The sequence below is a fragment of the Saccharicrinis sp. 156 genome, from assembly GCF_050589685.1.
Classification (GTDB): Bacteria; Bacteroidota; Bacteroidia; order Bacteroidales; family Marinilabiliaceae; genus Saccharicrinis.
Map to the genome: position 1 here is coordinate 118,420 of NZ_JBNGOS010000005.1, position 26,069 is coordinate 144,488.

Consider the following 26,069-nt stretch of genomic DNA (forward strand, 5'->3'; position numbering starts at 1 on the left):
TAATTAAATTAATAACTTAAATATAGGTGGATTTAAATTATGGTTCGGTATGTTACCATATGCGAGTATACTATATTTTCACGAAAATGTTTGTTTTATTTCAGTGAATTCAACGTTTTTGCTGATGTAATAATATGTAGTACAGTTGATAAGGAGATTTATATGTCTTTCAGCACGTAACCAACCGTGGGTACGTTTTCAATTGCAATATGCTCGTCTCGTTTTAGGTATTTTCTTAGTTTGGCGATAAAAACATCCAGACTTCTGCTGTTAAAGTAATCGTTATCACCCCAAAGGGAAAGTAAAATATCATTCCGCTTAACCACTGAATTTTTTGAAGAAGCTAGCATTTTTAACACTTCATTTTCTTTTTGCGTTAATCGTTTTTGTTCTGAATCATAGGTCAGCAATAAATTTTGTGGGTCGAAAACGTATTCCCCAATCTTAAAAGTTTTAATATCTTCGGTATTGGGCGAACATCTGCTTAAGATGGCTTTAATCCGGCATAGTAATTCGTCCTCATCAAATGGTTTAACAATATAATCGTCAACTCCTATATTAAACCCTTGTAGCTTGTCTTGCTTAAGGGTTTTGGCCGTTAAAAATACAATGGGTACGCTTTTGTTTTTCTCGCGGATGCGCTTCGCTAAGGAGAATCCGTCAAGTCCGGGAAGCATAACATCCAATATGCAAAATTCGTAAGAAGACTGATTAAAGGCATTGATACCTTGTAGCCCGTCATTGTATAATTTAACATCAAAACCATTCGATTCCAAAAAGTCCACAAGCAGAAACCCCATAGTGGTGTCATCTTCCACCAGTAATATTTTAGTTTTTGAACTCATTAATCCTTAATATATTTAAATGCCAATGTAAATGTACTCCCTGTATTCAGTTTACTACTAATGCTTATACTGCCTTTATGGTTTTCTACAACAGTTTTAACGAAATCTAACCCTAGCCCAAAACCTTTGGTGTCGTGAATGTTTCCATTGGTGACCCGGTAATATTTTTCAAATATACTTTGATAATCTTTGGGAGCAATGCCAATTCCATTGTCTGTAATAGAAAAATAAAATTTATTATTCTTGTTGTAGGTGCTTATTTTAATTTTAGGATGGGTTGGAGTGTACTTTAAAGCATTGTCTATTAGGTTGCTGATGGCATGGTTAAGGTATTGTTCCTCGCCCTTTACAAAATAATGGTTTGCCCCCAGATTCAGTTCAAAGCTGCCACCTAATTCATTCAGCGAGTCTTTATATGATTTTACATTCCTGTAAATTACTTTGTGCATGTCAACATTGGTCAATTGTGTTTTGCAGGTTGTCATAGCGGCAACACTAAGAATGTCTTTCACATGATTCTCTATTTTATTGTTTTCGATTTGAATTAGAGACGTATAGTTGGTTACCTTTTCGCTGCTTATTCCGTTGCCGGCGTTTTTTTGAATAAGATTGGAGGCTAGTTTTATATTGGCAATAGGTGTTTGGAATTCATGAACCATATTGTCGATGAAATCCTTGGTGTTGGTAAGGATGTGTTTTTTCTTACGGAATAACCTGGAGGTAAAGATGAAGGATATCATTACAAAAACGATGGCCCCCATGGATATATAGAACAGTATACCAACTTGTGCCAATAAAAACTGCTTGTGCTCCGGAAACTGAATAAGCAGTTTGATGCCGCTTTGAGCCAACAATCCATTTAACGACTGTTCGTAACAGGTAACGCAAAGTTGTTTCTCCTCACCTTTTTCTTCGTTAATAAATTCAAAGGTATAGTCCAGTTCAATTTTGTGTATGGCAAGATTGGAGCTAATAATGCTGTCAGCTTTCTGAAAATTGATAGATTGAAGATCGCTGGGGCAATGATTACCACAGACATAGTTGCGCATGTGATTGCAAGCGTTGGCTTCACGGGCAATTTCGTTTCTGGCCTCACTCAAGGCAAGTACAACCCTGTGGTTAAAATGCTTCTCCTCTAATTTGGCCGATCTGGCCAAAAAAAGAAATTGAATTGCCATTAGGCAAATTAGGGTACCAAAGGTAATTCCCGCCAAAAGCGATTGCTTGTCAATTTTTTTTGCCATAATCATTTAAAAATAAAAATATTCCCCCGGGCTTCAAAATATTAGGCAAATTTATCAATAAAAAAGCAATGGCGTACTTTATTAACGTTTCGTTAACATGCTATAACAAGTAAATAACATATATTGCGAATGAATCATTGAATATTTGCAATGACAACAAAATCAATTATTAATAATACAAAATTTATCGTTATGAAAAAGACAGTTGCTGTATCGTTTCTTTTTATGTTTATGTTGGCCATCGCTTCTCCTGTAATGGCAACCGATACTATCCAAGAGCCGCAAAAAACGGAGAAAAAAGTTAAAAAATGTGGCGAAGACTGCAAAAAAGAATGCTGTGCTGAAAAAGAGTGTAGCGGTGAAAAGAAAGCTGAATGCAAAAAAGAATGCAGTAAGAAAAAATAAAAGACATTATTTAATATTGAAAAAGGCCGTTCAAAAAGTTTGAACGGCCTTTTTTTTATTCATTTAATTGGCTTACTTTTAACCTGCTTTATTCACCATATTGCAGTAAGGTGAATACAATAGTGGGTTACCCCAACATAGCTAAGTCCAATTTTCCGGGGTAAAGTTTTAAATGTAAGCCAATGCACTTCCGTATTATTCTCCTGATTGTTTTGTTGCCAACACCTTTTTTTAATTTGTACTCGAAACAGAATCCCGGGGCTGAGCATATTTTTAAAGATGTAATTGACGATAGGCTTGAGCAAATGCAAGAGTTGGCACTAGAGATAGTTTCTACACAAACGGATAAAGCGGATAGCATTGCCAGGGAAATATTGTCGAAATCAAAAAAGTCGCAAATTCGTTACAAAGCTTTAGGGTATTATATTCTAGGAGAAGCAGAATATTACCGAGAGCATTACAACCTCGCTTTAAAATATTATAGGAAAGCCGAACCCTATCTGGAAATGAACAGTGATAGTGTTAAAATGGCCGCCAACTTCAGCAACTTAGGCTTAATGTACTTGTATAAGGCTAACTATAAAAAATCGCTTTTATATTACGAGAGAAGTTTTGAGCTTGAAAAATTGATAAGCGACACCCTTGGTATGGCAAAAAGTCTGCAAAACATGGGTTTGATAGTAGGGCATTGGGGCAAATACGAAATGCAAAACGACTATTACAAACAAGCCATAGCACTATATGAGGAGCTGGATGATAAGAAGTCGATGGCAGATATGGCATTAAATCTTGGTGTTTCGTTAATTTTTCAGGACGAATTAGATGAGGGCTATAATTATTACAAAAAAGCCTTACATACCTACGAAGAGCTAAATGATAGTGATAGAATTGCTTCGGTATATACCAATTTAGGATACTATAAAATCAGGGTTAAGGAATATGGCGAGGCTTTAGGTTATTTTAACAAAGGCATCGGTATTTTTAAAACGTTGGATAAGAAAAGCGGACTCATTCAATCTTACACAGGCTTGGGTGATTTGTACGTTGCCATGGGGCAAAGAAGAAAAGCCGTTGACATTTATCAGAAATGCGAGTTGATAAACCAAAAAGTGGGCTTGTTAGATACGCGGGGGGAAAACTTATTTAGCTTATACGAAGCATACAAAAGCATGGGCGATGTGGAAAACGCCCTACGTGTGTTTGAACAACATCAGCTGATCAAGGATAGTATTTTTAATTTGGAACAATTCGAAAAAATTCTGGAACTTGAAAACAAATATGTTTTACAGAAAAGCCAAAGCCAGGTGTCGGAATTAAAAGCCAGGAACAGGTTATATACCATCATTTCGTTGGGGGTTTCTTTTTTGGTGATAAGTGGTGGGATTTTTATGTTTTTTTATACCAGGGATAGGAGCATGAAGGAAAAACAGCGTCTTCTCAGTCTGGAACAAAAAGTGCTTCGTACACAAATGAATCCTCATTTTATTTTCAACTCCTTGTCGGCCATCCAATGTTATATTCTTGAAAATAAAACAATGGATGCGGTTGATTTTTTAGCTGATTTTGCCAGCCTGATGCGGATGGTCCTGCATTATTCAAAGGAGGAATATATTAGTTTGGAGCAGGAAAGAGAGATATTGGATTTTTATATCGACCTGCAAAACAAACGCTTTGGCGATAAAGTGAAGTATGAGATTCAGATTGATGAAGAATTGGAGAACACCAAGATTATGATACCTCCTATGCTCGCACAACCGTTTATTGAAAATTCCTTTGAACACGGGGAACTTTATAAAAAAGACGACGGACATATCTCGGTAAAGTTTAAAAAGAAAGGCAAGAATCTGTCGTACATGATAGAAGACAATGGTGTGGGGATATCCTCAAAAAGGAGGGAAAGCAGCAGTCCTTCCTCCAAAAAACACAAGTCGCTGGCACTAAAAATTACTAAAGAAAGACTTAAGCTGATCAATAATAATCATACAGGTGCACGTGTGGCATTGTTGGTGGAAGACAGGATTAAATACGGTGAAAACGGAACGCGTGTTGAATTTACGATTCCTCTTCAGGTGTTAAACTAGGTCCCGTCACGCCTGATCTGACAGCCCCAATATTGTTCTTTTAACTTTTGACTACGTTAAAAAAACGTTTACAGAACGCTGCTAGGCGCAGATTATTTTTCATGAGCAAAAATCAAAATAGGTTCAACTCAACCGTCATTTCATACATGACGCTAGTAATGTGTTGATGAAGTTGAGTTTATGTAGGATAAAGATTCAGGCGGGTTTAACCCGGGTTGTCGTATTTGAGATACGTAATGAGCATTTAAAATACCATAAAACAAGACGTTGCTGAAACGAGGCATAACTTGTCCCGATTACTTTCGGGAGCATCGTTCTGGTGAGTTGAAGTGATGCAACGAAGTGTCTTGTTTTAAAGTAATTTCAATGTGTAATAGAATTTCTAATGCATATTGCGGGTTTAAACAATAGGTGCTACTTACGTCCGAAATCGGCAGGTATCTCTCCCCAGTTTTTGGTGTCCCATTTTAAAATGGGTTGCGAGTAATTATGGCTTTTGAGCCAATCTTCAGCTCTTCTTATCACTGCAAACAACTCTTGTGTTTTATCGTTCAAGGGAAGTTTGGATCGGCACTTTTTAGCTTTGATCCAGCTCATAGCTATTTTGGAATCCGTATATATCGGGATGTTTAACTGGTGTTTTTCCTGATAGGCCAAACCATGAACAATCGCCAAAAATTCGCCAATGTTATTGGTGCCCATCGGAAATTTCTGAACAAATACCTGTGTTCCCGAAACGGTATATACGCCTTGATACTCCATTATTCCGGGATTGCCGCTGCAAGCCGCATCCACCGAAAGGCTGTTGCTAATGATGTCGGGATTCTCGTCGATGGATGCAAACCGTTTCTCCGAATCAGCTTCTTTCTTATTGCCCCAGTGTTTTTCGGGAGCTTCTTCATAGGCTTCTTCGGCTTCCGCCAAAGTAGGGAAGCCTTTATAGCGAACGTTACTAACGCCCCTGATGTTTTTTTGGCATTCGACCCAGCTGGTATATATGCCCGGACTGTGTCCGTTCCACACTACATAGTATTTGTTTTTTTTGGCCATTGATTAACCTTTTAAAGCCGGAAGGAATTGTGTTAGCAGATTTGCAAAATTTGAAAGGAACAATCGTATGGCCATAGCCAGGAGTATAATTCCAAAGAACTTTTGAAGAACATACACACCGCCCTCTCCTATTATCTTTTCAACCCTATCTGTTGACCTAAGAACGAAAAATACAATAATAATGTTTAAAACCAACGCAATTATAATATTTATCGAATCAAATTCTGCCCTCAGTGAAAGTATAGTGGTAAAAGAACCGGCACCTGCAATTAATGGAAAGGCGATGGGTACGATGCTTGCTCCAACTGGAGAATCGTGCTTGAAAATATGAATACCGAATATCATTTCAAAGGCTATTACCAACAGCACAAAGGAGCCCGCAATTGCAAAAGAAGAAATATCTACACCAAAAAGTCCGAGTAACGGTTCTCCCATAAAGAAGAATGCCAACAAAATGATTAAAGATATTGATGCAGCTTGAAACGCATTGATTTTATTTCCTTTCTTTTCTAAGTTGATAATTAAAGGGATGGAGCCCAAAATGTCGATTACGGCAAAAAGCACGATAAATGCCGAAACAATTTGTAAAAACTGGATATTCATAATGCGTACTTATTAAGGTTTAAATTAGAGGTAAAAATAAGTATTGTTATTCCGACCATGCATTTTTGTGTTGTTGCCGCATTTGGCCGTGTTGATTTTCAATTTAGACTATTGCATGGTACTTCATGTTTGATAGGTGTGAATGGTACATAAAAAAGGGGATGCCTTCACATCCCCTTTAATATTTTTGTCGAGCGGGATTATTTAACCAGTGTCATTTCATTTATTAAATGGGTTGCCCCGGCATACTTGTCTACAATAAAAAGAACATATCGAATGTCTACGTTGATACACTTTTGTAATTCTGTTTCAAAAGCAATATCTCCGCTCATAGCTTCCCAGTTGCCGTCAAAGGCCAAACCAAACAATTCGCCATTGGCGTTGATAACAGGGCTGCCCGAGTTTCCTCCTGTGATGTCGTTGTCCGTTGTAAAGCAAACTCGCATCGTTCCGTCGGTATGGGCATACTGGCCGTAGTCTTTGTTTTGGTACAATTCAATAAGCTTGTCCGGCACTTCAAATTCAAAGTTTCCTGGTTGATGTTTTTCCATCACTCCCGCGAGTGTTGTATAATGTTTGTAAATAACTGCATCGCGTGGTTCGTAGTTGCCTACTTTTCCATAGCTCAATCGCATGGTGAAGTTTGCATCCGGATAAAATACGTTGTCCGATTTCATTTCCATTAGGCCTTTTAAGAACAACCTGTTGTTTTCAGCCTCCAATGCATTTGCCGCCATAACTTTTTCGTAAAGATTGCGGTAGGTATCAACAGTCGATTTCGCCGCTATAAATACCGGGTCTTTCCGAAGTTTTTTTAGGTTTGGTTCTTCCAAAAATGCCTCCAGGTTTTTCTGATCGGCAAATACCGATTTGGAAAAAACAAAATCGCCATACTTTTCAAAGTCGCCATTGAATTTTTTTACAACGACATCGTTAAAAAAACCCGGGTGGTATTTTTTGCTGATTTCGTCATGGTATAATTCTAACAAGGCAGAAAAAACTTTATGGTCGGTAGATGCGCTATAATCCTTGAAAAAAGCATCTAAGTCAGCAGCAATGCCGTTGGCTGTTGCTATAGCTTTTTCCCGATCATCGTCTTCCAAATCTTTTTCCAGTTTAAGTGCTTTGGTGCCCAATGAAATAATTTCAGTTCCTCGGAGCATACACTCAACCAAATAACTTTGGGCTTTTAAATCATCTGACCTGCCGGTGTAGGCTTTTTCCAAATTACCCAATACATTACCATATGTCCTGGCTCTTTCAGGTGAAGAAGCGACCCACTCGGCAAAATCTTTTTCAATTTCCTGTTTCTGGGCTACAACATTCAACTTTTTAAGGCCGCGGTTCATACCGATACTGTTTTTCCAGTAATTTGAACTGCGGCTGAACTTAGAGGCATATTGAATGTTAATTTTTTCGTCGGCTAACATGTCCTCTTGCCAAATGTCTTGTTTCAATCCGCGAGGAACAATACGCGCATCGTTGACAATATTCATTCTTTCTTGGATGCCCCAGGAAGTTAAATATCGGTTTGTGCTTCCGGGATATCCAAGCGTCATGGCAAAATCGTCAGGCTGAACCCCTTTTAAAGAAATAGGTAGGTGGTGCTTAGGCTTTAAAGGAACATTGTCTTTTGAATAGGCGGCAGGCTTACCCTCTTTGTCGCCATAAACCCTAAACATACTAAAGTCTCCTGTATGGCGGGGCCACATCCAGTTGTCGGTGTCGAAACCGAATTTTCCGATAGATGATGGGGGAGCGCCCACAAAGCGGACATCGGAATACTTTTCGGATATGATCAAAAAGTATTGGTTGCCTTCAAAATAGCTTTTAACGTCAATAGTGTAATCATTGCCTTCCGAAGCCTCTTTTTTAATGGCACTGATATTCTTGCCCATTAATTCCCTACGCTTTTCGGTTTCGGTGTTCTCGTCTACCCCTTCAAAAACTTTATCGGTTACATCCTCCATCCTTTTCAGGAAGGTAACTGATAATCCTTCTGCAGGAAGTTCCTGGTCAAACGAGCTGGCCCAGAAACCATCTTTTAGGTAGTTGTTCTCGACCGAACTTAATGCCTGAATATTTCCGTACCCGCAATGGTGATTGGTTAAAATCAGGCCCTGATCAGAGATAATTTCCCCGGTGCAGCCTCTGCCAAAAATCACGATGGCATCTTTTAAGCTCGAATTGTTTACGCTGTAGATGTCTTCGGCGGTAAGCTTCAGCCCCATCTCGTTCATCTTGTCCATGTTTAGCTTCGTGATTAATGGAAGAAGCCACATCCCTTCATCTGCCTTAGCGGTTCCCGCGAAAACCATAACAATGGCAATGAATAAAACCGTTAGTTTTTTCATTCGATATATTTTAATATAATTTTAGTTTACAAGACAATACTGCAGTTTACCACAGCAGGGCGAATATAATAATTAAATCATAATTGAAACAATGATAATTATTACATCTGTTTCGTTAGAAGTCAAGCTTTAATTGTGTATCCAATAATTTAAAGGTTTGTCTGTGAAAAGGGGTTGTGCCCAACTTCACGATTCCAGCCCTGTGTGCTTTGGTAGGATACCCTTTGTTCTTATCCCATTGGTAACCGGGATACGCCTTATCCAACTTCATCATCAATTCGTCTCTGTGTGTTTTGGCCAGTATACTGGCCGCTGCAATGGGCAAAAATTTACCATCTCCTTTAACAATGCAGGTATGCGGAATGTTTTTGAAAGGTTTAAATTTGTTGCCATCGATGAGCAAGTGCTCAGGGGTGGTGTGCAGCTGTTCAACAGCCCTTTGCATGCCTGTAATGGATGCGTTGAGCACGTTTATTTCGTCCACTTCGTTGTTGTCCACAATGGAAACGGCCCAGGCAACCGCTTCTTTTTCGATGATTGGACGTAGTTTTTCTCTCTGTTTTTCTGTAAGTTGTTTGGAGTCGTTGAGTAAGGGATTCTCAAAGTCTTTGGGGAGAATGACCGCCGCAGCCACCACCGGCCCCGCCAAACAGCCTCTGCCTGCCTCGTCGCACCCGGCCTCAATTTTATCTTTATGTAAAAATAGTTCAAGCTTTGATTTCATGACAAAGTACTAAAGTATATAATCCGGGTTTAAAAATGCAGTATTACTATTTCCAACGCTCCGTTGCATTAATGGGTATTGACCATAGGGCTAATGATAAATGACCTGTGACTATTGGCCATTAAAATCACTGTTCGCTGTACACAAATTCAAGCACGGTTTGCCCAACTGCTTTCAGTGTATTTTTGTCGATTACATCCATGTCGTCATCATGCGTGTGCCAGTAGCTTCCAAAACTGGAATCGGTAGTCGGGTCGTACTGGATGATATTGATACATGGGATGTTAAGATGTTTGTTTACGTACACATGGTCATCTGTTATTCCACCTCCATCTTCAAAAATAAAATAATTACCATATCCCAGTTTGTGACCCGTGTTCCATACTTTTTTAAGGATTCGGGGAGCAAAGTATTTAGAATTCATCTCTTTATAGAATGTTGCATTAGGAGCGCCAACCATATCTAGCAGAATACCAAAGCGGGCATAATAATTTTTTACGTGAGGGTTTTTTCCCCAATACTGGGAACCCAAACACCAGGTATCTTGTTTTGGATTCTGAATCTCAATGTGGTCAGGGTTCCCATAATCTTCCGCATCAAAAAAGATGATGTCCACCCCAAATGGTAACGGGGTCGTGTTAAGTTGGCGTGCAATTTCAAGCAATACGCCCACGCCGCTGCCACCATCATTAGCGCCTAGAATAGGTTCGTTCTGTCTGCTCCCGTCCGGACAGTGATCCGCAAAGGGCCTGGAATCCCAGTGTGCAAACAGTAATATCCGGTCCCTGATCTCCGGCTTATACTGACCGATAATGTTTTTTGCATGCAATAAAGTGTTGTCGAATGCAGTCACCTCGGCATCCTGCACAATTACGTCCGCTCCAAAATCCTTCAATTTTTGGGCAAGATATTCGGCGCACAAACCATGGGCTTCCGTGTTCGGGACTCTTGGTCCAAAATCAACCTGTTGCTGGACATACAAATAGGCGGAATCAGCATTAAAAGATGGGGTTGAAACAACCTCCTTTTTTTTCTTTTTTTCGGCTGTGCTGTTCTTGGCAGGCGTGAAATCGCAGCTTGCCAAAATCACCAATAATATAAGGATTAGATGCTTTATCATGTACTCTGATTAATTAGGTTGATAATTTATTTTAGTTCCCAGGTAGCTCCATCGCTACCGTCTTTAATCACAAACCCCAGGTTGCTTAACTCATTACGTATCTTGTCGGCCGTTGCCCAATCTTTGTTTGCTTTGGCATCGTTACGCACGTTCATCAACAATTGCATAACGTCGTCGAGCTTTTGGGTATTGTCCGCACCTTGCCCGGATGATAATTCCAGCCCAAGTATTTCTGTCACAAACAAGTGCATCAAAGAATCTAGTTCGTCTAAATCGGTTTGCGAAATCTTATAATTACCTGCAATCAAGCTGTTAATCATTTTAACGCCATCGAAAAGATGTGCCAATAAAACAGGACTGTTTAAATCATCCAGTATTGCGGCATAACATTTTTCTTTTAGGGAAGCAACATCCACATCAGATTCCTTGGAAACAGATATTTTGTTTATATTGCTCATGGCTTCCGACAACCGGTTGAGTCCCTTTTCTGCTGCTTGCAGGGCTTCGTTTCCAAAATCAAGCGTACTTCTGTAATGGGCCTGTAATATAAAAAAACGAATGGTCATTGGGCTGTACGCTTTTTCCAGTTTCTCATGTTCGCCAGTAAAAAACTGTTCCAATGTTATAAAGTTGCCCAGCGATTTACCCATTTTCTGACCGCCGATGGTAATCATATTGTTGTGCATCCAGTATTTCGCTGGGACCTTTCCGTTGTCGACAGTGCTTTGGGCTATTTCACACTCGTGGTGCGGAAACAGGAGATCCATACCGCCTCCGTGAATGTCGAATTGCTCGCCTAAATATTTTTTACTCATGGCAGAACATTCCAGATGCCAACCGGGAAATCCGTCGCTCCATTCTGAAGGCCATCTCATGATATGCTCGGGGGCAGCTTTTTTCCAAAGCGCAAAATCAAGGCTGTCACGCTTTTCGCTTTGTCCGTCAAGGCTCCTGGTGTTACTTAACAGGTCTTCCACCTTTCTGCCCGAAAGAATTCCGTATAAATGTTTTTCGTTATACTTTTTTACATCAAAATAAACAGAACCATTGCTTACGTAGGCATATCCTTTGTCGATAATTGATTTGATCACCTGGATCTGTTCGATGATATGACCGGATGCATGCGGTTCGATACTTGGACTTTTTACGTTCAAAAGTTTCATAAAGTCATGATACCTGTTGGTGTAAAATTGTACCACCTCCATAGGTTCCAATTCATCGAGCTTGGCTTTTTTCGCAATTTTGTCTTCCCCTTCGTCCGCGTCATTCTCAAGATGTCCTACGTCGGTAATGTTCCTTACATATCTAACCTGGTATTCCAAATGTGTCAGTACCCTGGTTAAAAGGTCAAAAGTAATGGCGGGACGGGCATGTCCGAGATGGGGGTCGCCATATACGGTAGGGCCACATACATATAACCCGACTCTCTGAGGAATTAGGGGTTCAAATAGTTCCTTCTCTCTGGAGAGCGTGTTGTAAATATATAATTGGTTCTTCATTTTAATAATGATTACATTTATGGTGCTCAAAATTACAAAAAAGTACTAGTTTGAATTCAAATAGTAGTTAATATATTAACGATGGGAGTTGTAAGTTCAGATAGTCAGCTGTTTATGTAAGGGCATAAAGAGTTTTTTTATTATTGGGCATTGAACACGTGAAAAGGTGTATTTATCAAAAAAAACTAATAATTGGTTAAGCTTTTCATTTCTTTGGGTAACCATTTTAGTAGGAATTAGTAATTAATGGTATGGCAGAGCATAGGCATAAGGAATTCATAAGTCAACAATTACGGCAGGATAGTGATTTGGAATCATGTATCTATACGTTGTTCAATCCAAACAATCCGATGATGGGTGAAGGGTTTTTCGAATCTGCCATATTGTCTTTAAGTAATTATTTGAAAGCTGATTATGTTTTTGTAGCTCGCCTGAACAAAAAAGAGGGGATGTTGGATACGGTGACTCACTGCCATAATAATAAAATACTGCCACAGCAGTCCTTTCCCTATAAAGATACGCCATGCGACCCGGTAGTTGCAGATAAAGCGGTTACCTATCAGGAAAAGGTGAGAAAAGAGTTTCCCAATAGCAACATGTTGGCGGAATATAAAGTGGAAGCGTACAGTGGTATCCCCTTGTACGGTTCTTCGCGAAAACCGATCGGTGTTTTGGTTGCCTTATTCTGCGATAGAATACCGGACGTAGAAAAAGTGGAAGCCTTGATGTTTATGTATTCTTCCCGGATCGGGTCGGAGTTGGAACATGTGGATAGGCAGCAGGAGCTGACCAGGAGGAATATGGAGTTGTTGGTTTTTAAAGAGGAGCTCATCAGAAAAAACATGGAATTGGACCAAATGAACAATGAACTTAAAGAAGCCACGCTAAAAGCCGAAGAAAGCAATAAACTTAAATCTTCCTTTTTGGCCAACCTAAGTCACGAGGTGCGAACCCCCATGAATGCCATCATTGGTTTTACCGAACTTTTAAAATCGAATCACCTGAGCATAGAAGAAAAAGACGAATATTTGAATATCATACATCAAAACGGAAATCAAATGATGCGTGTAATGGATGCATTAATTGATATCTCAAAGCTGCAGGCAAAAGTTTATGTGGAGCCAAAACAAAAGGTGCGGGTAAATCATATTATTACCGAATTATACCAGAGTTATTGTCAAGAGTTGGAGGCGATGAAAAAACCCATAAAACTAAATATACTCTTGGGAGCCGAAAACGGTGCGGATATCCTAATCGCACACAAAGAAGCATTGTATAAAATATTTGATCACATGTTAGATAATGCCATCAAATTTACCCCTCAAGGAAATATATACATAGGGTACACACTTGGCGATGATTTCTTCGAGTTTTTTGTTAAGGATACCGGGGTAGGTATTGAGGAAGGCCAGGAAAAGAGCATTTTTGATTTATTCAGACAAGGGGATCTTAAAAAATCAAGGGAGTTTGGCGGAAATGGAATCGGCTTGTCTATTGTGAAAAAATATGTAGAAATAATGGGCGGCAAAGTTTGGGCAGAACGCGACCAAAAAGAAGGCACCTTGTTTAAGTTTACGATACCTTGCCGTTAAACCCGCAATATGCATTAGAAATTCTATTACCCATTGAAATTACTTTAAAACAAGACACTTCTTTGCATCACTTCAACTCACCAGAACGATGCTCCCGAAAGTAATCGGGACAAGTGATGCCTCGTTTCAAGTAATGCCTTGTTTTATTGTACTTGCAATGCTCATGACGAACCTCCAATGCATAATCCGGGTTAAACAGAAAATTGGTCGCCGGTTATTGGTCTTTTGGAGTCACAGGGGAGGAATGGGCAAAGAAGCGGTATTCTGTCTTTTCGTTATTCTAAACATATAAAGGGAAGATATGTAAAGTTTTATACCGAATACCGTAAAATAAGAGAGTGGGAGATGCCGGGGATGCAGTTTTCCCGTTTGCGATTTTGAATCACCCGGAATAAGTGAACAACACGCCCGTTAAAAAGCAGCCATCAGCAGGCCTATGTCTTTGGATGGCAATGAAAATGTTTCCCCTATGTAATGGTTGGTAAGAATACCTTTGTACACATATATTCCATGGCTAAATCCCGGATCTTCCTTAATCATATTATTGATACTTCCTGCCTCCGCCATCTGTAAAACCATTGGCGCAAAAATGTTACTTAGGGCAATGGTAGCGGTTCTGGCCACGTGAGAGGCCACATTGGGGACGCAATAATGGATTACGCCGTGTTTTATAAATACAGGATGGGCAAAGTCGGTACAGATAGAAGATTCGAAACATCCTCCCTGTCCCATGCTTAGGTCAATTAAAATAGAACCCTGTTTCATTTGCGACACCTGATCTTCTGTTACCATGTAACTCAGGCCTGATTGCAGATATCGTAAGTTGCCAATAACGGCATCCGCCGATTTTAATGCTTTGGTAAGGGCTTTAGGGTATAGTACCGATGTAAAAACACGTTGCCCGATGTGTAGCTCCAGGTCTCTCAGGTTCTTGAATGAGTTGTCAAATATTTTAACGGTAGCACCTAACCCCAGGGCTGCACGAGCAGCGCTTTCTCCGGCTGTTCCGGCTCCTAAAATGACCACTTCGGCAGGAGATACTCCGGTAATTCCCCCCAATAATACACCTTTCCCGTTATGTGCCTTACTTAAATATTCGCTGGCAATCATGATGGAAGCGGCTCCCTCTATTTCGCTCATACTACGGGTTACCGGATAAAAACCGTTATTGTCCTTAATAAGTTCGAAAGCAATGGCATTTACTTTTTTGCTCATCATTTTTTTGATGAGCTCGCGCGATTGCTGATGGAGTTGAACCAGTGAAATAATAGTTTGGCCGGGAGATAATAAGTCCAGCTCCTCGTTGGTAAAAGGAGATATTTTTAAAACTATTTCCGCCTTAAAAATTTCGCTATTATTTTTGACGATGGTAGCTCCGCATTCCGAAAAGTCCTGATCGGATAAGTTAGCGGGTATGCCAGCACCCGATTCAAACAATACGGTATGTCCGTTCTCCACCAACAATTCAATTCCCTGCGGGGTCAATGCGAGACGATTTTCGAATTTTGACTTTTCCTTAGGTATCCCTATGGTCAGTTTTTTTTCCGATTTTTTTACCTCTAACATCTCCGCCTGCGGCATCAAACCTGTGCTGTAAAGCGGAAAATTTGACTTGTCACCTATACCTGCCATTTACACCAATTAATCAGAACAACATTCAATCGGAAAGTTAATAATTATTTCCTTAAAATAATAGGTAAAAAAATAGTATATCCATCTAACCTGAACAAGCCATAAATCAAAATGCTTTTGGCTTGTTCAGGTTAGATGGTAAAATTACTATATAATTTTTGTTTCTCGGCATTGCTCAGTCACGCCTGGCCCTGACTTCACTTGCCACAGCTTTGAAATATTTACCGTTATCGAAACTATGCTGTTAAATGCTTAGCCGCAATCATTTTAAAGTATGGCTTCCATACTGAAACCCGAAAATTCTGCCATAAAAAGTACGGTCAATCCTGCTGTGGCAAATAAGGGGAACAAGGCATTAAAGCGCACCTTTTGTGCTCGGGAGCGTATTGTTAAACACGTCTTTTCTGATAGCCATTTTTAATGCTCTGGCCAGGGCTTTAAATATTCCTTCTATTTTATGGTGTTCATTGTCACCTTTAGCCTGAATTTGAAGATTGCTCAACGAAGCGTCGGAAAAGCTCTTGAAAAAATGTAAAAACATTTCGGTGGGCATGTCTCCCACTTTTTCGCGTTTAAAATCGGCTTCCCACACCAGCCAGGGCCTTCCGCCGAAATCAAGAGCCACCAAGGCCATGCAATCGTCCATGGGCAGGCAATACCCATAACGTTCTATCCCGCGTTTGTCGCCAAGGGCTTCCTTAAAAGCCTGACCGAGTGCCAGGGCGGTGTCCTCAATTGTATGGTGTTCGTCTACATGTAAGTCACCATTGACCTGGATACTCAGGTCGCACCCTGAGTGCTTACCGATTTGTTCCAGCATATGATCAAAGAAATGTAAACCGGTTGATATGTCACACTTGCCGGTCCCGTCGAGGTTTAGTTTTATATTTATGTCGGTTTCGGATGTTTTACGGACCACTTGTGCAGTTCTTTCTTTGGAGAACAGGAATTCGCATATTTTATCCCAGTCTGTTGTTACCAAAGCGCAAACATCAGTTAATTCTTGCTTATGAAGTTCCTCGTTGGCTTCATCTTTGTCGGCCATAAAAATAGCTTTGCAACCCATGTTTTTTGCCAATTGAACATCTGTGACCCTATCTCCAATCACAAATGATTTTGCCAGATCGTATTTGTCATCAAAATACTGGGTAAGCATGGCGGTGCCCGGTTTTCTTCCAGGAGAATTTTCTTCGGGCAACGATGGGTCAATGAAAACCTCGTCGAATACAATGCCTTCGCCTTGAAGGGTGCTCATCATCATGTTTTGTGCCGGCCAAAATGTATTTTCGGGAAACGAGTCAGTACCCAGGCCGTCCTGGTTGGTCACCATGGCCAATTCAAAATCAAGCTTTGAGGCAATCTTCTGAAGGTTAGTTATAGCCTTGGGATAAAACTCCAGTTTCTCCAGGCTGTCCACCTGAAAATCTATAGGCGGCTCTTTTATGATAGTTCCGTCGCGGTCAATAAAAAGTACTCGTTGCATTTATTATGATGTATTTTGAATCGATGTTTATGATCTATGTTGATATTTATCCAACCCCGCATACAGCGCGTTGTTTTCTTCTTCGGAACCAATCGTTATTCTCAAACAGCCTTCGCAAAGCGAAACGGTTGAACGGTCTCTGATAATAACGCCCTGATCTACCAAAAAGTTGTATATCTCTTTTGGGGCGTCGGTTTTTAATAAAAGATAATTGGCATCTGACGGATATATTCTCTTTACAAAAGGATACACTTTCATTTTTAGAGCCATTCTTTCTTTTTGTTTCAGAAGCTCTTGAACCCAGGCATTTTTATCCGCTACTTTTTGCAATAATTCCAACGCCGTTTTCTGCGTGAGAATATTAATATTGTAAGGATATTTAATGTGATTAAAAATCGTGACCACCTCAGGAGATGTAAATGCCATTCCCAAACGGATTCCCGCCATTCCCCAGGCTTTGCTAAATGTTTGGAGGATAATCAGGTTTGGATACCTATCTAATTCAGGCAAAAAACTCTTCTCCGGCGCAAAATCAATGTATGCTTCATCTAAAACAACAATGCCATCAAAATTTTCAACTATGCTAACAATATCCTCCTTTTTAAAACAATTGCCTGTAGGGTTGTTGGGAGAGCATATAAACAGCAATTTCGAATTTTGATCGGCAGCAGCCAACAATCCATTTATATCTAATCCAAAATCAGGGGTTAGCTTTACTTTTCGAATTTCAATATTATTAATATCGGCAGCTACCTGGTACATGCCATAGGTAGGATCTATCGATATTACATTGTCTGTTCCTGGTTCGCAAAAAGCCCTAAAAGCCAGGTCGATGGCCTCATCACTTCCGTTGCCCAGAAAGATGTGTCGGTCTTCAATACCTTTTAACTCAGCTATTTTTTTCTTGAGCTTACGCTGATAAGGATCAGGATAACGATTATATGGCGCGTTAAATGGATTTTCGTTGGCATCCAAAAAGATGGCTTCCTCCCCCGAAAACTCATCTCTTGCGGATGAATATGGTTTAAGGGACTTTATGTTGGGGCGAATAAGTTGTTCTATTGATTTCATGTATGAAGTATCAGGGTTCAATTATCAAGATGTTAGACGATTTACAGTGGTTTTATTTCAAAGTGTTTAACCGGATAGTAACCGCATTTTTATGGGCATCCAGTTGTTCGGTAGCTGCCATTTTCTCGATAGCCGGACCTATATTTTGCAATCCTTCCGGTGTGATTTTTTGGAAGGTAATTTTTTTAACGTAGCTGTCCAGGTTTACCCCGCTATATGCCCTGGCATAACCGTGGGTTGGGAGGGTGTGGTTGGTGCCTGAAGCGTAATCACCGGCGCTTTCGGGTGTGTAATTACCAATAAATACGGAGCCTGCATTGGTAATGAGATCTGCTATTTCATCATCGTCGCGCATAGCAATGATTAAGTGCTCCGGTGCATACCGGTTAGTCATCTCAATCATCTCCTGCTTGTTTTTCAAAAGTATGATACGGCTGTTTTCCAATGCTTTCTCCGCTATTTCTTTTCTGGATAATTCCTTGAGCTGATTGGCCATTTCTTCCTGTACCTTCGGGATGAGGTCTTTACAGTTAGTGATTAAAATCACCTGGCTGTCAATACCATGTTCTGCTTGGCTTAAAAGGTCGGAAGCAATAAAAGCGGCATTGGCAGATTCGTCGGCCAGTACTTCAACTTCCGATGGTCCGGCGGGCATGTCAATAGCCACATCTTTTAAACTGACCAATTGTTTGGCAGCCGTGACATAACTGTTGCCGGGGCCAAAAATTTTATCCACCTTTGGAATGCTCTCTGTTCCATAGGCCATTGAACCAATGGCTTGGACTCCACCTAGTTTAAAAACATTGGTAACGCCTATCAACGATGCGGTATACAAAATGGCAGGATTAATTTTGCCTTCTTTGTTAGGGGGAGTGCACAACACAATTTCTTTGCATCCGGCAATAATGGCAGGTAGCGCCAACATCAATACCGTTGAGAAAAGCGGTGCCGTACCTCCCGGAATGTAGAGTCCAACTTTTTCGATAGCTACACTTTTTTGACGACAAACTACGCCAGGCATGGTTTCTACAACCTTTTCGGGTGAGATTTGAGCCTGATGGAACTTTTCAATGTTTAGCTTGGCCATGTATATAGCTTCTTTTAATTCCGAAGAAACCTGCATACAAGCCTCGTCAGTTTCTTCCTTCGAAACCAATAGATTTTCGGGAGCAAAGCCATCGAATTTTTCCGAGTAGGCCCTTGCCGCGTTTTCACCATTTTCTTTTATGTCGTTCAAAATTCCTTGAACAGTTTCGAACAAAGCGCTCAAGTCATTTTCCGGGCGTTGAAGTAGGTGAGCCCAATCGCTCTTTTGTGGATATTCAAATACCTGCATTTGATTTAATTAGTGCAGACTGGACAAAAGAAATGTCCAGTCCAATTTCTATTATCTAAAATATTGTATCCTGATTCGTTTTACAGAATCATTTTTTCAATCGGGAAGGTTAATATTCCCTCAGCACCGTTTTCTTTTAGCTTACCAATGATTTCCCAAAACTGCTTTTCGGATATCACCGAGTGAATGGAGCTCCACCCTTCCTCGGCCAATGGCAACACCGTAGGACTCTTCATGCCAGGCAGTACCTGAACAATTTCGCTAACTTTGTCGTTTGGAGCATTCAATAAGATGTACTTGTTAGAGTTAGCTGCCATTACTGAATTTATGCGAAACAGTAACTCATCGAGTAAAGCCTTTTTCTCATTAGAAAGACCTTCTGCTTGCACCAATAAAGCTTCGGATTTCATAACCACCTCAACTTCTTTTAGTCGGTTTGCAACTAAAGTACTACCCGAACTCACAATGTCAAAAATGGCATCGGCCAATCCAATGCCTGGTGCTATTTCAACAGATCCTGCGATTTCATGTATATCGGCATCGATTTTTTTCTCGGCAAAGTATTTTTTAAGGATCACCGGATAGGAAGTAGCTACTTTTTTGCCCTGAAAATATTCTAAACTGGTGTATTCATCTGCTTTGGGGATAGCCAAAGAAATTCTGCACTTGCTAAACCCCAGTCTTTTGGCGATAGTCAGTTTAAAATCTTTTTCTTCAACCTCGTTTTCGCCAACAACACCTATATCGGCCACTTTATTTGCTATGGTTTGTGGTATGTCATCGTCACGTAAAAACAATACTTCTATCGGGAAGTTGGGAGATTGTGCAACCAGTTTCCCACTTCCAATATTAAATTTTATTCCAGCTTCTTTTAAAAGCTTCATCGAATCGTCGTGTAATCTTCCTTTCTTCTGTAAAGCAATTCTTAATTTCTCCATTTTAATTTAGACTTTTAGATAATAGATGAGAGATAAGAGACATTATAATTGTGATGCTAACCTAGCTCAAATCTAAAAATGAATTTTTGTTTTTAATTAATGACAAAAAAAAAGAGGGCTTCCCATACGGTAAGCCCTCCTATATTATTAAACACAACAATCTCGGACCACCTATGGTAGATTAAAATGATGTCCGTGATGATGTGTGAAATTTGTCATGGTTTATTATTGAATCGATACAAAAGTAAATGTAATATTTTAAATTCCAAATATAAAAGGGGTAATAAATGTTAATTTACAATTGTGAGCCATGCTGTGCTTATTCAGACTCTCTATAAATTACCCGATGATGTTAAATGTTAAAAGATATTCAACTATTTTGAAACTTGAAATTTATATATTCGGCAATGAATTACTTAATTAAGCGATAGTTTTAAAAAAAATAAACTTATATCATGAGTTCTGATCATATGAAAAAAAATGAGGCCACAAATTCAAGCGGCAAAAGATCCAGAAGGGATTTTATGCGCAAACTTGGATTGATAGGTGCTGCGGCTTCAACGGGTGCGGTGGCTTCCGGGTTTACATCTTCGGATGTTTCGGGCGAAGAGTACGTTAAGGTAATGACATCCGACAATAAGCTGGTCGAGATTCCAAAGTCCCAGGTTAAAGAAGTGAAGTTGGACACGGAGGCTTTGCAATCCCGTGGTAGGCTCGGGATTGCGGGAAAACGATGGGTGATGGTAATAGATCTGGCTAAATGCAGAAATGCCAGGGAATGTATTAAAGGTTGCCAGGAACATCATCATTTGCATCCTTACCAATATCATATTAATACTCTGGTGATGCAGGACAATCCGCAATCGGCACCGTACAATATGCCCAAGCCATGCATGCATTGCGATAACCCTCCATGTGTTTCGGTTTGTCCGGTAGATGCCACTTTTAAGCGTCAGGATGGAGTGGTGCTCATAGATAATGAACGTTGCATAGGTTGTAGGTTTTGTATGGCAGCATGTCCGTATTCGGTTAGGGTATTCAATTGGGAAGAACCTTTTCAGGCACAACTTTACAAGGAGCAGCCAATGGAGTATGATGTAGAAGCAAATATCCCACAGAAAAAAGGAACCATTACAAAATGTTTGTTTAGTGCCGACTGTCTGCGTGATGGCGAACTTCCAACTTGTGTTCGTGCCTGTCCTAACGAAGTGTTTTATTTTGGGGATGAAAACGAAGATGCGGTAACTAACGGTACTACCCGCGAAACTGTTGTGTTAAGTAAATTACTCGAGAAAAATGCCGGGTACAGATTGATGGAAGAGCTGGGAACGAAACCTCGTGTATACTACCTGCCTCCCAAGGACAGGGTATTTGACGCCCCTGAGAAACCAGATCATCATCATCGCTAATCTATTAAACCCAGAATATGTCCGAACATAATATTAAAATTAATAAGGAAAAGCTTGATAAGATAGCAGATGACGTGCTTAGACCTGTGGGTTTTAACAGTGCGTACGTCAATTGGATGTTGTTTTTGACCGTGGCTTTATTGGCCTGTATCTATGCCTATGCTATACAGTATAGGGAGGGATTAATCGTGACAGGCATGCGCGATATGGTAAGTTGGGGGATGTATATTGCCAACTTTGTGTTTTTTGTAGCTACTGCTTTGGTAGGCATGTTAATAAGTGGGGTAATTGGCTTGTTGGGATATAAGTGGATTAAGCCGATCTCCCGAATTGCTGAAATTATTGCCGTTGCTTTTGCTGCGGTAGCTGGTTTGGTTATTGTTTCAGATATGGGACGACCGGAAAGGTTGCACCATGTGTTTTTATACGGAAGGGTGCAATCGCCTATTTTATGGGACGTTACTGTGGTGACGACTTACCTGGTGATAAGCACATTGTTATATCTGCTTCCTTTGATTCCTGATCTGGCCATTGCCAGAGGCAGGATGCAAAATGCGCCCAAATGGATGATGAAACTATATGAGATTTTATCTTTTAATTGGACCCATCACCCCAAACAATATCAACTGTTGTTTAAGGCCATTCGTCTGTTGATTATCCTGGTAATACCTACAGCATTCGCCATCCATACCGTAACATCCTGGTTGCTGGCGGTGAATTCGCGCAGTGGTTGGGACAGTACCATATTTGGCCCTTACTTTTTAACGGGTGCTTTTGTAACCGGTATGGCAGCAGTTATTATTGCCGTATTCTTTTTCAGGAACAATTACAAACTGAGGACTTACTTAGATGAACCATTGTTTGATAAAATGGGTAAGCTTTTGGAGTTTGTTTGCGTGGTATATTTTTATTTCAACCTAAACGAGTTTGTAGTTCCTGCATATAAAATGAAGGAGTTTGATGCCATTCATATTCATGAATTGTTTTTAGGTAAGCATGCCATCATGTTCTGGTTTTGCCAAATATTTGGCTTGATTGTGCCCATGATAGTGCTGCTATGGAAACCTTTCCGAAAACCGGTACCCCTCTTTATAATATCATTGTTTGTATTGGTGGGGGCATGGTTTAAGCGATACATTATCGTAATCCCAACCATGGAACATCCGTTTTTACCCGTGCAAAATTTGCCAAACGAGTGGGTTGTCTACCAGCCAACAGTAATTGAAAGTGCTGTAACGATTGGTTCAATCATTATGGGTATCATGATTATTTCGGTACTGGCTAAACTTTTTCCTGTAATTCCAATATGGGAAATGGCCGAAGAGGATGAAGAAACTAAGTCAAAAATAATTTAATAGCAGTACAATGAACAAGTATTTAATGGTAGTTATTTGTGTTTGTGCTGGATTAAAACTGTCAGCGCAAACGTCCTGGTTAGTTCCTCAGGACCAGAGAGAAAAGTTAAGTCTGGTGGAGTTTACCGATGCGATGAGGACTTCCGGCAAAGAGGTATTCTCGGCCAAATGTACGGCTTGTCATGGAACTCCCGGGCAAGGCAATTATAATGCATTGCTTAATCCTTCGCCGGGTGACCCGGCCTCGGAAAAGTTTCAGATGAATACCGATGGAGCGCTTTTTTACAAGATTAGTGAAGGACGTGTAACCATGCCTTCGTTTAAAAGCGCATTAAGTAAAGCCGACATTTGGAATGTGATCGCTTACATTCGCAGTTTCAACCCAACATACGTTCAGGAAACAGCAGAAAAAATAGAGACAAATATTCCGGAAGGAACGGAACTGGCTTTAAATGTAACATTTGATGAAACAAAAAAAGCGGTAGCGGTAAAACTAACCGGTTCTTTAAATGGTGAAGAAAGTGATATTGGTGGAGTAGGAATAAAATTAATGGCCAAGAGGTATTTTGGAAACTTAACCATTGGTGAAGTTAAGAATACGAACAAGGCCGGTTTAACCTATTTTTCATGGGATGATTCCTTACCGGGAGATTCATTGGGTAATGTACAGTTAATAGCACAGGTAGACCAGGCAGAAGTGTATGGTGATGTGAAAACCGAAGCGACTATGCAAATTGGTAAGGTCAACAACAACCCTCCTTTAAATAAGGATAGAGCCATGTGGAACACGGTTAAAAAGGCACCTATATGGATTCTCGTTGGATTTACGGGAGCTGTTGTAACGGTTTGGTTCTTTATTTTTTATGTGCTTTTTACCATGAAAAAAGTGTTTGCTTTGGGTAACGAGCCTATCGCAGAAGAAGAAAAACTAGTTTAAAATGAATCAGCCATGAACATACTTTATCTGTTAGTTGGGGTAAGTTTATTGGCTGCACTGTTTTTTCTGGCCTTGTTTATATGGGCTGTTAAATCGGGCCAGTATGAAGATATGTTTTCACCATCGGTTCGTATTTTGTTTGATGATGAAGAGAACACCAAAAACGAGGCAGAAGAGGATGAGGAAAATGAAATTGAAAAAAATGAAATGTAAACCCTATCGCATATAATAATGGAAATTCAAAAATTTAAATACGATAATGCAATTGTAAGAAACTTTACGGTTGCAACAATAGTTTGGGGGGTCGTGGCTTTAATAGTTGGGCTATTGGCGGCATCACAGCTGGCCTGGCCGGTTCTTAATCTGGGACTGGAGTATACATCCTTTGGAAGGGTGAGACCCATACATACCAACGCGGTCATATTTGCCTTTATTGGCAACGCCATGTTCGCCGGTATTTACTATTCGTTGCAACGTGTTCTGAAGGCCCGTTTATTTAATGATATCATTAGCAAGGTTCACTTTTGGAGTTGGCAGTTGATCATTGTTTTAGCAGCCATTACTCTATTCCTCGGTTTCACTACCGGAAAGGAATATGCCGAACTGGAATGGCCTATCGATATATTAATCGCTGTTTCATGGGTGTTGTTTGGATGGAACATGATTGGTACCATTATCAAACGTCGCGTTAAGCATATTTATGCAGCGGTATGGTGGTACCTGGCTACCTTCTTGGGTGTAGCTGTTTTGCACATCGTTAACTCGATTGAAATACCTGTTTCTTTGTTCAAGAGTTATCCGGTATATGCGGGTGCACAGGATGCGTTGGTGCAATGGTGGTATGGGCACAATGCCGTGGCTTTTTTCTTAACCACTCCATGGTTGGGACTGATGTACTATTATTTGCCTAAGGCTTCTAATCGCCCCATATATTCTTACCAATTGTCTATCATTCACTTCTGGACATTGATATTTTTATATATGTGGACAGGCCCACATCACCTGTTGTATAATGCTTTGCCAGATTGGCTTCAGGCACTGGGGGTTACTTTCTCGGTGATGCTGATTGCTCCTTCATGGGGGGGGATGATAAACGGATTGTTAACACTTCGTGGTGCTTGGGATTCAGTAAGAGACAGAGCCGACCTTAAGTTTATTGTAGTGGCCTTAATTGCCTACGGAATGGCCACATTCGAAGGGCCAATGATGGCGCTGAAAACAGTGAACTCCATCAGCCACTTTACCGATTGGACCGTAGCGCATACGCATATTGCCGGAATGGGATGGAACGGTGGACTCATCTTTGGAATGTTGTATTGGTTGGTGCCAAAGTTGTTTAAAACAAAATTATATTCCAGCAAGTTGGCAAACGCCCATTTCTGGGTAGCTACACTGGGGATTTTGTTGTTTGCCATACCTTTGTATTGGGCGGCCATTACACAATGGTTAATGTTAAAAGAATACACACCAACAGGTTCACTTGCCTATCCTAATTTTTTGGAAACAACCATTCAAATTTTACCACTGTACGCCTTTAGGGTAGTGGGTGGCGTGTTGTTTTTCGTTGGTTTCGTGTTGTTCTTATTCAATATAGCGAAGACAATGGCTGTTGGAAAAATGGAAGCGAATGAGGAATCGGAAGCTCCGGCTTTGGTGAATACAAAAAAGAGAAATGTGGCAGGGGAAACAGTGCACAGATGGTTAGAGCGCAGAGGTGTACGATTTTCTGTATTCGTATTTATTGCGGTTGCTATCGGAGGTGCGGTAGAAATTATCCCATTGCTAAGCGTTGAATCCAATATCCCTAAAATAGCGGCGGTAAAACCTTATACTCCGCTTGAACTTACGGGCAGGGACATATATCTGTCTAATGGTTGTTATAACTGTCATTCGCAGCAAATACGTCCGTTGCGATGGGAAACCGACCGTTATGGAGAATATTCTAAAATCGGAGAGTTTGTTTACGATTATCCTTTCCAGTGGGGCTCGCGCAGGACAGGGCCGGATTTGGCCAGGGCAGGTTATCTGGGTGATGTGTCGATTGGTGGGTCAACCACCTACAAAACCGCCGTTTGGCATTACAATCACTTTATGAAACCGTTGGAAATGAACCCGCAGACCATTATGCCGGCTTATCCTTGGCTGGCCGAAAATGACGTGGTATTGGATTTGGTCCCTAAAAAAATAAAGGTGATGAAAACCCTGGGCGTTCCTTATCGAGATGGTTTTGAAGATGAGGCGATTGAGGAATACATGAAACAGGCCAATAATATTGTTGAAGACCTGAAAGCCTCAGGAATTGAAGTTGAACCCAACAAAGAGATGGTTGCCTTAATAGCATATTTACATAAGCTGGGCAAGGATATTTCGGGTGTTGAAGATGAAAAGTAA

General features: G+C 40.4%; 21 protein-coding genes. 8 read left to right on the forward strand and 13 right to left on the reverse strand.

The features are described 5' to 3' along the window. Positions 1–158 precede the first annotated feature (158 nt). The gene (locus tag ACRD64_RS04190; protein WP_430931955.1) at positions 159–845 is read right to left on the reverse strand and encodes a response regulator transcription factor; all 687 of its coding nucleotides are present in this window, start codon (positions 843–845) and stop codon (positions 159–161) included. Next, a complete protein-coding gene (locus ACRD64_RS04195; RefSeq protein WP_430931956.1) occupies positions 845–2,089 on the reverse strand; it encodes a sensor histidine kinase in 1,245 nt (414 codons plus the stop codon). The genes ACRD64_RS04190 and ACRD64_RS04195 overlap by 1 nt, the downstream gene beginning before the upstream one ends. Positions 2,090–2,281: 192 nt before the next feature. Between ACRD64_RS04195 and ACRD64_RS04200 the strand changes: the two genes are divergently transcribed. Beyond that, a complete protein-coding gene (locus ACRD64_RS04200) occupies positions 2,282–2,494 on the forward strand; it encodes a hypothetical protein (protein ID WP_430931957.1) in 213 nt (70 codons plus the stop codon). Between the two features lie 182 nt (positions 2,495–2,676). Further along, a complete protein-coding gene (locus tag ACRD64_RS04205; RefSeq protein ID WP_430931958.1) occupies positions 2,677–4,575 on the forward strand; it encodes a tetratricopeptide repeat protein in 1,899 nt (632 codons plus the stop codon). A gap of 414 nt (positions 4,576–4,989) precedes the next feature. Here ACRD64_RS04205 and ACRD64_RS04210 read toward each other — a convergent pair whose 3' ends face one another. The 6 genes from ACRD64_RS04210 to cysS all read right to left on the reverse strand — a co-directional run bounded on the left by ACRD64_RS04210 (position 4,990) and on the right by cysS (position 11,925). Next, positions 4,990–5,625: a viroplasmin family protein gene (locus ACRD64_RS04210; RefSeq protein WP_430931959.1), complete on the reverse strand. Its 636-nt coding sequence runs from the start codon at positions 5,623–5,625 to the stop codon at positions 4,990–4,992. 3 nt (positions 5,626–5,628) lie between these two features. Beyond that, the gene (locus tag ACRD64_RS04215) at positions 5,629–6,228 is read right to left on the reverse strand and encodes a MarC family protein (RefSeq protein WP_430931960.1); all 600 of its coding nucleotides are present in this window, start codon (positions 6,226–6,228) and stop codon (positions 5,629–5,631) included. 200 nt (positions 6,229–6,428) lie between these two features. Then, positions 6,429–8,582, reverse strand: coding sequence for a S46 family peptidase (locus tag ACRD64_RS04220; RefSeq protein WP_430931961.1), 2,154 nt, complete (start codon positions 8,580–8,582; stop codon positions 6,429–6,431). Between the two features lie 115 nt (positions 8,583–8,697). Then, on the reverse strand, positions 8,698–9,306 hold the full coding sequence (locus ACRD64_RS04225) for a ribonuclease HII (RefSeq protein WP_430931962.1): 609 nt from the start codon (positions 9,304–9,306) through the stop codon (positions 8,698–8,700). A gap of 127 nt (positions 9,307–9,433) precedes the next feature. Then, complete coding sequence (locus ACRD64_RS04230; protein ID WP_430931963.1) at positions 9,434–10,426, reverse strand: M28 family peptidase; 993 nt, start codon at positions 10,424–10,426, stop codon at positions 9,434–9,436. 26 nt (positions 10,427–10,452) lie between these two features. Beyond that, positions 10,453–11,925, reverse strand: coding sequence for a cysteine--tRNA ligase (gene cysS, locus ACRD64_RS04235; protein WP_430931964.1), 1,473 nt, complete (start codon positions 11,923–11,925; stop codon positions 10,453–10,455). Positions 11,926–12,176: 251 nt separating this feature from the next. Here cysS and ACRD64_RS04240 point away from each other — a divergent pair, with 251 nt between their 5' ends. Further along, positions 12,177–13,517 (forward strand): sensor histidine kinase, encoded by a 1,341-nt coding sequence (locus ACRD64_RS04240; RefSeq protein WP_430931965.1) that lies wholly within the window; start codon positions 12,177–12,179, stop codon positions 13,515–13,517. A gap of 411 nt (positions 13,518–13,928) precedes the next feature. Here the strand turns inward: ACRD64_RS04240 and ACRD64_RS04245 are convergent, their stop codons facing one another. The 5 genes from ACRD64_RS04245 to hisG form a co-directional block, all read right to left on the reverse strand. Beyond that, positions 13,929–15,149, reverse strand: coding sequence for an alanine dehydrogenase (locus ACRD64_RS04245; RefSeq protein ID WP_430931966.1), 1,221 nt, complete (start codon positions 15,147–15,149; stop codon positions 13,929–13,931). 355 nt (positions 15,150–15,504) lie between these two features. Continuing rightward, positions 15,505–16,632, reverse strand: a complete 1,128-nt coding sequence (gene hisB / locus ACRD64_RS04250; protein ID WP_430931967.1) for a bifunctional histidinol-phosphatase/imidazoleglycerol-phosphate dehydratase HisB — start codon at positions 16,630–16,632, stop codon at positions 15,505–15,507. A 27-nt stretch (positions 16,633–16,659) separates the two neighbouring features. After that, positions 16,660–17,703 (reverse strand): histidinol-phosphate transaminase, encoded by a 1,044-nt coding sequence (hisC, locus tag ACRD64_RS04255; RefSeq protein ID WP_430931968.1) that lies wholly within the window; start codon positions 17,701–17,703, stop codon positions 16,660–16,662. Between the two features lie 52 nt (positions 17,704–17,755). Next, positions 17,756–19,039 (reverse strand): histidinol dehydrogenase, encoded by a 1,284-nt coding sequence (hisD, locus tag ACRD64_RS04260; protein WP_430931969.1) that lies wholly within the window; start codon positions 19,037–19,039, stop codon positions 17,756–17,758. Between the two features lie 80 nt (positions 19,040–19,119). After that, a complete protein-coding gene (gene hisG, locus ACRD64_RS04265) occupies positions 19,120–19,977 on the reverse strand; it encodes an ATP phosphoribosyltransferase (RefSeq protein ID WP_430931970.1) in 858 nt (285 codons plus the stop codon). A gap of 455 nt (positions 19,978–20,432) precedes the next feature. Here hisG and ACRD64_RS04270 point away from each other — a divergent pair, with 455 nt between their 5' ends. The 5 genes from ACRD64_RS04270 to ccoN are packed head-to-tail and all read left to right on the forward strand — an operon-like array spanning position 20,433 to position 26,069. Then, entirely contained in the window at positions 20,433–21,386 is a 954-nt protein-coding gene (locus ACRD64_RS04270; RefSeq protein ID WP_430931971.1) for a 4Fe-4S dicluster domain-containing protein, read from the forward strand. Between the two features lie 17 nt (positions 21,387–21,403). Next, the gene (gene nrfD / locus ACRD64_RS04275; RefSeq protein ID WP_430931972.1) at positions 21,404–22,741 is read left to right on the forward strand and encodes an NrfD/PsrC family molybdoenzyme membrane anchor subunit; all 1,338 of its coding nucleotides are present in this window, start codon (positions 21,404–21,406) and stop codon (positions 22,739–22,741) included. Between the two features lie 10 nt (positions 22,742–22,751). Then, positions 22,752–23,678, forward strand: coding sequence for a c-type cytochrome (locus ACRD64_RS04280; protein WP_430931973.1), 927 nt, complete (start codon positions 22,752–22,754; stop codon positions 23,676–23,678). Between the two features lie 12 nt (positions 23,679–23,690). Beyond that, the gene (gene ccoS, locus ACRD64_RS04285; RefSeq protein WP_430931974.1) at positions 23,691–23,891 is read left to right on the forward strand and encodes a cbb3-type cytochrome oxidase assembly protein CcoS; all 201 of its coding nucleotides are present in this window, start codon (positions 23,691–23,693) and stop codon (positions 23,889–23,891) included. Between the two features lie 18 nt (positions 23,892–23,909). Next, positions 23,910–26,069, forward strand: a complete 2,160-nt coding sequence (gene ccoN / locus ACRD64_RS04290; RefSeq protein ID WP_430931975.1) for a cytochrome-c oxidase, cbb3-type subunit I — start codon at positions 23,910–23,912, stop codon at positions 26,067–26,069.

Coding starts and splice junctions, on each gene's coding strand:
- ACRD64_RS04190 (WP_430931955.1), bottom strand. CDS start 845: ATGAGTTCAAAAACTAAAATATTACTGGTGGAAGATGACACCACTATG.
- ACRD64_RS04195 (WP_430931956.1), bottom strand. CDS start 2,089: ATGGCAAAAAAAATTGACAAGCAATCGCTTTTGGCGGGAATTACCTTT.
- ACRD64_RS04200 (WP_430931957.1), top strand. CDS start 2,282: ATGAAAAAGACAGTTGCTGTATCGTTTCTTTTTATGTTTATGTTGGCC.
- ACRD64_RS04205 (WP_430931958.1), top strand. CDS start 2,677: ATGCACTTCCGTATTATTCTCCTGATTGTTTTGTTGCCAACACCTTTT.
- ACRD64_RS04210 (WP_430931959.1), bottom strand. CDS start 5,625: ATGGCCAAAAAAAACAAATACTATGTAGTGTGGAACGGACACAGTCCG.
- ACRD64_RS04215 (WP_430931960.1), bottom strand. CDS start 6,228: ATGAATATCCAGTTTTTACAAATTGTTTCGGCATTTATCGTGCTTTTT.
- ACRD64_RS04220 (WP_430931961.1), bottom strand. CDS start 8,582: ATGAAAAAACTAACGGTTTTATTCATTGCCATTGTTATGGTTTTCGCG.
- ACRD64_RS04225 (WP_430931962.1), bottom strand. CDS start 9,306: ATGAAATCAAAGCTTGAACTATTTTTACATAAAGATAAAATTGAGGCC.
- ACRD64_RS04230 (WP_430931963.1), bottom strand. CDS start 10,426: ATGATAAAGCATCTAATCCTTATATTATTGGTGATTTTGGCAAGCTGC.
- cysS (WP_430931964.1), bottom strand. CDS start 11,925: ATGAAGAACCAATTATATATTTACAACACGCTCTCCAGAGAGAAGGAA.
- ACRD64_RS04240 (WP_430931965.1), top strand. CDS start 12,177: ATGGCAGAGCATAGGCATAAGGAATTCATAAGTCAACAATTACGGCAG.
- ACRD64_RS04245 (WP_430931966.1), bottom strand. CDS start 15,149: ATGGCAGGTATAGGTGACAAGTCAAATTTTCCGCTTTACAGCACAGGT.
- hisB (WP_430931967.1), bottom strand. CDS start 16,632: ATGCAACGAGTACTTTTTATTGACCGCGACGGAACTATCATAAAAGAG.
- hisC (WP_430931968.1), bottom strand. CDS start 17,703: ATGAAATCAATAGAACAACTTATTCGCCCCAACATAAAGTCCCTTAAA.
- hisD (WP_430931969.1), bottom strand. CDS start 19,039: ATGCAGGTATTTGAATATCCACAAAAGAGCGATTGGGCTCACCTACTT.
- hisG (WP_430931970.1), bottom strand. CDS start 19,977: ATGGAGAAATTAAGAATTGCTTTACAGAAGAAAGGAAGATTACACGAC.
- ACRD64_RS04270 (WP_430931971.1), top strand. CDS start 20,433: ATGAGTTCTGATCATATGAAAAAAAATGAGGCCACAAATTCAAGCGGC.
- nrfD (WP_430931972.1), top strand. CDS start 21,404: ATGTCCGAACATAATATTAAAATTAATAAGGAAAAGCTTGATAAGATA.
- ACRD64_RS04280 (WP_430931973.1), top strand. CDS start 22,752: ATGAACAAGTATTTAATGGTAGTTATTTGTGTTTGTGCTGGATTAAAA.
- ccoS (WP_430931974.1), top strand. CDS start 23,691: ATGAACATACTTTATCTGTTAGTTGGGGTAAGTTTATTGGCTGCACTG.
- ccoN (WP_430931975.1), top strand. CDS start 23,910: ATGGAAATTCAAAAATTTAAATACGATAATGCAATTGTAAGAAACTTT.